General features: G+C 61.8%; 3 protein-coding genes. All 3 read right to left on the bottom strand.

The window, feature by feature from the left end:
• The coding region (locus EOA32_RS33400; RefSeq protein WP_128374000.1) for a hypothetical protein at window positions 1–341 on the bottom strand (341 nt) is incomplete at its 3' end.
• A gap of 22 nt (window positions 342–363) precedes the next feature.
• Entirely contained in the window at window positions 364–3,486 is a 3,123-nt protein-coding gene (locus EOA32_RS33395) for an efflux RND transporter permease subunit (RefSeq protein ID WP_128373999.1), read from the bottom strand.
• 7 nt (window positions 3,487–3,493) lie between these two features.
• On the bottom strand, window positions 3,494–4,641 hold a 1,148-nt coding region (locus EOA32_RS33390; protein ID WP_128373998.1), incomplete at its 5' end, for an efflux RND transporter periplasmic adaptor subunit.

Below are 4,641 nucleotides of genomic sequence, written 5' to 3'. Positions count from 1 at the left end.
TCAGCCAGCGTCGCCGACACGACGACCTTTGCGTCCGCCCCCAACGGCTGGGCGAATGCCCCGACGAGCCTGTTGGGCTCCTCGGGCGTTAGCTGCACGACGGCGGTTTTGCCAGCGCCCTGGACGACGGCACGGGCGCTCGTGGCTCCGGCTGACGAAAGCGGCTTGTCGTCGGCGCCCTCGGTGAGAAACAGGACCAGCTTTCCCTGCCCCGTGACGAGCTCGATATGATGCCCGCCGCTGTCGGCAACCGGTCCTCCGTTAGGTCCCTTCGCCAGTTCATGGGCCACTGCGCTGAAGGTCATCAACGTCGCCGCAGCCGCTACAACCAATATTTTCATACGTCGCTCCATGTGGTGATTATCAGAAGGCTTCGGCAGGGGTCAACGTGCCAGACCCGCCGCGAGCAGCCCTGATGCGTTCCAGTGGCTTCCTGCCGAAGCTCAGGAACAGAACGGGGGTCAGGAAGGTATCAATCAGTGTCGCAGAGATCAGCCCGCCAAAGATGGTGACGGCGACGGGGTGCAGGATTTCGCGGCCAGGCTCTCCGGCCCCGATCAGGAGCGGGATGAGTGCCATGCCGGCAGAAAGCGCGGTCATCAGCACAGGGGTCAGCCGCTCTAGACTGCCGCGGATCACCAGTTCCTTGCCGAACCGCTCGCCTTCGTAGAGCGCCAGGTTGATGTAGTGCGAGATCTTCAAGATGCCGTTACGGGCCGAAATGCCTGCCAGCGTGATGAAGCCGATCATCGAGGCGACCGACAGCGGCTGTCCGGCGATGTTGAGCGCGACCACGCTGCCGATCAACGCGAGCGGGATATTGCCCATGATGATCAGGGCGAGCGCCGGCGACTGATAGCGGCTGTAAAGAACGACAAAGACGAGTGCGAGCGAAACGAGGGAAAGCGCACCGATCCTTAACGTCGCTTCCTCCTGAGCCTGGAAGGTGCCTTCAAGCCGGGCAACGTAGCCCTGCGGCAGCATCGTATCGGAGAGGATGCCCCGTATATCCCCGACGATCGCTGCCATGTCGCGCTCCCTATCGCTGTTGCCGAGCACCGCAATGCGCCGCTGGCCGTTCTCCCGTAGGATCTGGTTCGGTCCATCCGTTTGGACGACGTCAGCGATCATGCGAAGCGGCACAGTGCCTGCCGGAGTGGAGATTAGGAGGTCGGCCAGGCCTGCGGTCGATCGATCGGCGTCGGGGAGCCGCATGACCACGTCGTAGCGGCGATTACCCTCCACGATCTGTGAAACCGTCCGGCCATTCGACATGCTCTCCAGCACCTCGGTGATGGAGGCTGGCGTTAGGCCGTAGAGGGCCGCACGCTCGTGGTCGACATCGACCCGGAGCTGTGGAATGCGGACTTGCTTCTCGACCTGCAGATCGACCAGACCTTGGATGCCCGACAGCTTCTCGCGCAGCATCTCGGCTGTCGAACGCAGTGTGTCGATGTCGTCGCCGTAGATTTTCAGCGCGACCTCCGCCCGCACGCCGGAAAGCATGTGATCGAGCCTGTGCGAAATCGGCTGTCCGACATTAAGCGTTGCCGGCAGCACCGCGAGGCGTTGCCGGATATCCGCCATCACCTCTTCCTTCGACCGCGCTGAGCGCTTGAGGTCGACGTCGATCTCGGACGCGTGGACACCCTCGGCATGCTCGTCGAGTTCGGCGCGGCCGGTGCGCCGACCGACTGATATGACCTCTGGAACTTCCTTGATGATAGTCTCCGCAATCAGTCCCAGACGGTTGCTCTCTGCCAATGCAATACCGGGATTGTAGGCAAGGCTGATGGTCAGAGTACCCTCATTAAAGGGAGGCAGAAACGAGCGCGGCAAAAGCGTGGCAGCGTAGGCGGCCGTACCGACGCCAAGAATCACTGAGCCGATCACAAGCGCCCTGTTGCCGAACGCCCAGTTCAGAAGCGCGGTATTGGCGCGCTTGAGATGCCGGACCACGAAACTGTCGTGTCCATGTCCCTTCGCCCGACCCGAAAGAAGATAGTATGAGAGGACCGGCGTGACCGTGATCGACACGACGAGCGAGGCGAGGATCGAGACAATGTAGGCGATACCCAGCGGCGCGAACAGACGGCCCTCTATTCCCGACAGCGCGAACAGGGGCACGAAAACGAGAATGATGATCATCGTCGCGTAGACGATGCCCGAGCGGACTTCCTGAGAGGCGGCGGCAATCACCTCTAGAACCGGCTTCGGCACAGCTTGGGCGCTGTTCTCCTTCAAACGGCGCAGAATATTCTCGACGTCGACGACCGCGTCGTCCACGAGTTCGCCGATCGCAATCGACAGGCCGCCCAGCGTCATCGTGTTTATGGTCAGCCCAAAAGCGTGGAAGACCAGCACTGTCACGAGGATCGAGATTGGGATCGCGGTCAACGAAATGAACGTCGCGCGTGCGTTCATCAAAAAGAGGATGAGCACGACCGCCACGACAGCAGCCGCTTCCAGCAGCACTTTCTTGACGTTCTCCACCGAGGTTTCGATGAAGGTAGCTTGGCGAAACTGAAGATTGGTTGCCTTCACGCCCTGGGGAAGCGTCTTATCAATTTCGATCAGTGCTGCCTCGATGCGTCCGGTGAGGTCGACCGTATCAGCACCGGGCTGTTTCTGGACCGATACAATGACGGCCGGGCGGCCCTGATAGCCTGCATCGCCTCGCTTCACGCGCGCTGCAAAGTCGACATTGGCCACCTGGTGCAGGAAGATCGGCTGGTTATCACGCCTTGCCACGACCGTGTTGCGCAAGTCTTCCAGTCGCTTCGTCAGGCCTACGTTGCGGATGAGATATTCGCGGCCGTGCTGATCGACGAATCCGCCGCCGGTGTTGGTGCCGAAGCGCGTCACCGCTTGCTCGACTTCGGATGCTGTAACCTGCAGCGCCTGTAAGGCGGCGCTATCGAGGGTGACCCGGTACTGGCGGACTTCTCCGCCTATGGGGATGACCTGTGAAACGCCCTCTATTGTGAGCAATTGCGGACGAATGGTGAAATCCGCGATCTCACGCAGCTCCATCGGCGAAACGGCATCGCTCGAGATCGCGATCAGCATGATCTCGCCCATGATCGAACTCACGGGACCCATTTGCGGGGTTACTCCGGCCGGCAGCTGCTCGCCCACCAGAGCCAGCTTCTCCGCGACAAGCTGCCGGGAGCGATAGATGTCGGTCTCCCAATCGAACTCGACATAGATGATGGACAGCCCGACGCCCGAAACCGATCGGACGCGGGTGACGCCAGGCATTCCGTTCATCGCCGTTTCAAGCGGATAAGTGACCAGCTGCTCGACCTCCTGAGGGGCAAGTCCCTCGGCTTCCGTCATCAGTGTCACCGTCGGGCGATTGAGGTCGGGGAATACGTCGACGGGTACCTGCGGAAGCATGTAGCTGCCGTAGGCGACGAGCAGCAAAGCCGCTGCGAGCACGAAAAGCCGGTTCTTGAGGCTGTTGCTAACGAGAAAACTGAACATCACAACCTCAGCGGATCTGGTTGATCAGTTCGGAGCCTTGAACGACTACCCGCTCACCCTCCGACAGGCCAGCGCGGATCACCACGCGCTCCGCGTCAAATGCTTCCATATGGACAGGCTTGGGCGCGAAGCGCTCGGGATGGGCATGGAGCCAAACGATTGTTTCGCCATTGCCACCTCTCACGACGGCGCTTCGTGGAAGGATAAATCCCGACACGGGCTTGCCAACGAAGGCCCGCACCGTGACCGGCTGCCCGACCGCGAGGCGTTCGTCCGGGTTCTCTATCGAGAATTGGATCACGCGCGCCTGCTGCTGGAGCGTCTTGCCGAATCCTTGAAAGCTGAGCTTGATTGGGGTGCCCTCCGAGGTCGTCGCGTTTGCGGCGCCCAAGGAGCCGGGCTCCACGTCCGCATAGACCAGGGCTTCGACCCAGAGACCAGATGGATCGACGATTTGAAAGACCACATCCGCGGAGCCGACGACCTGTCCTGGCACCGCTTTGACGGCCGCGACCACGCCGTCGATCGGCGCCTTGAGCACCTCGGCGGCGCCGCTCGTCTCCAGCAGAATCTCACGCCGCCGCTTGAGGCCTGCGAGCTCGGTTTCCGCATCGGTTACCTGACTTTTCGGCGCCACGAAGCTTCCCGCCAGATCGCGCGTCCGCGTCAGCTTTGCCTCGGCGATCGCGATCTCCTGTTCGATCTCTCCGATGCGCTCGGAAAGGGAACTGCGATCGGCTTGTGACATGGCCTGTTCCACAAGCGCGAGCACCTCGCCTTTGCTTACCGTCTGACCTAGGCGTGGGAGCGCACCCTCTGCGACGATGATCCTCCCGCCATTGATGCTCTGCACCAAGCCGGAGCGGTTCGGATCGGCGACGACGCGACCAACAAGCGTCACTGCGCTCTGCGCCTGCTCCGGCTCGGCAACAACTGTTCGAATGCTCAGCAGGCGCTGGCTCGGTTTCGGCAGGAATACGCCTCCGTCGCTCATGCGCTGCGGCGCATCCCCCGCAGGCAGCGGGGTTGAGGCTTCACCATGATCGTGGCCTTCATGGCCAAATGCAAAGGCAGCGGTCGCCATCAGCACGACAAGAACGAGCCCTGCGGTGGGGGCGGCCCGACGTCCTTTTCGCGCCATCAAGCCCGCGAGGA

It is taken from the genome of Mesorhizobium sp. M1A.F.Ca.ET.072.01.1.1 (genome assembly GCF_004023325.1).
In the GTDB taxonomy this organism is placed as follows: Bacteria; Pseudomonadota; Alphaproteobacteria; order Rhizobiales; family Rhizobiaceae; genus Mesorhizobium.
This window is presented reverse-complemented; position numbering and strand designations above follow the sequence as displayed.